The organism is Photorhabdus viridis (assembly GCF_040256935.1).
In the GTDB taxonomy this organism is placed as follows: domain Bacteria; phylum Pseudomonadota; class Gammaproteobacteria; order Enterobacterales; family Enterobacteriaceae; genus Photorhabdus; species Photorhabdus viridis.
In genome coordinates this window covers 1-920 of record NZ_JBEJZY010000185.1, presented here as the reverse complement: position 1 = coordinate 920, position 920 = coordinate 1, and the positions used below count along the sequence as shown (strand labels likewise).

The following is a 920-nucleotide window of genomic DNA, read 5'->3' as shown; positions in this document are numbered from 1 at the left end:
TGAAAAAGCCTTATCCTGCGTGATAAAGCGGGCATATTTTTTCTCTTTTTGATGGTGCGAAAGTTATTGAGGATGGTGTTTCTGAAATAGGGAGCCGAAGTACGGGAAAATGCGATTATTGATAATGGAGACGATGATTTGTTTTCGGGTATTCCCTTTTATATTTATGTCCCGGAGACACCGGTCCATTTAAATCAACAATAGGTGTTATAAAATACCGCTGAACGCCGATACCAGATACTTGGCTGGACAGCACATTACCTGATTGGGCTCATTTTTACGTGGTTGTTTATTGTCAAAGCTGGATAGACTCACCGACCCTTTTGGGCGCGATTTCAACCGTTGCCCCCTTCTTTATTATGCAACCCTGTTTCGGTTTCGGATTTGCGGCTTCGAAGACGCCTAAACCTCATGTCACAGGACTACGTAGCCTTGTCGCACATGTCTCTTTTGGTATCGGTTTGTATCTGTCAGCCTTTACTTTTAACTAAGGTACAGCCCGACTAATTACCCTATTTGTCCAAAATGTGCTACCGGCAACCAATTTATAGCACAGCATGTGTAAATGAAAATCGGCAGAAATATTTATTGTTGGGTAGCAATTGAACAGACTTAACTGACTAATATTCCCTCATAGGAGAGCATAAAAATCTATGGTTCCCCTCGTTTTTGCAACACTCATTTTGATGAATTTTTGGCTTGCTTAAATCTATCCGGCGTCACTGTAGGCAAGGAGCCTGCGCCTCGATGAGTTCCGCGCCTGATGAACCTTAAAACCTTGTCGGCTTGAAAGAGCCATTTTTTATGTTAGGTTTCTCATCAGGCCGGTAGGCCGTTCATGTCATCAATTATCAGTCTTCGCAAAACCTGTGGGGTCTCGTTTCAAATTTGTTCACAATAGGCTTGATTTAAGCTTCAAA

1 protein-coding gene is annotated in these 920 nt (G+C 42.4%); it reads left to right on the top strand.

The features are described from left to right. Positions 1 to 281 precede the first annotated feature (281 nt). A complete protein-coding gene (locus ABR397_RS22865) occupies positions 282 to 491 on the top strand; it encodes a DUF2938 family protein (RefSeq protein WP_350307710.1) in 210 nt (69 codons plus the stop codon). The last annotated feature ends 429 nt before the right edge of the window (positions 492 to 920 follow it).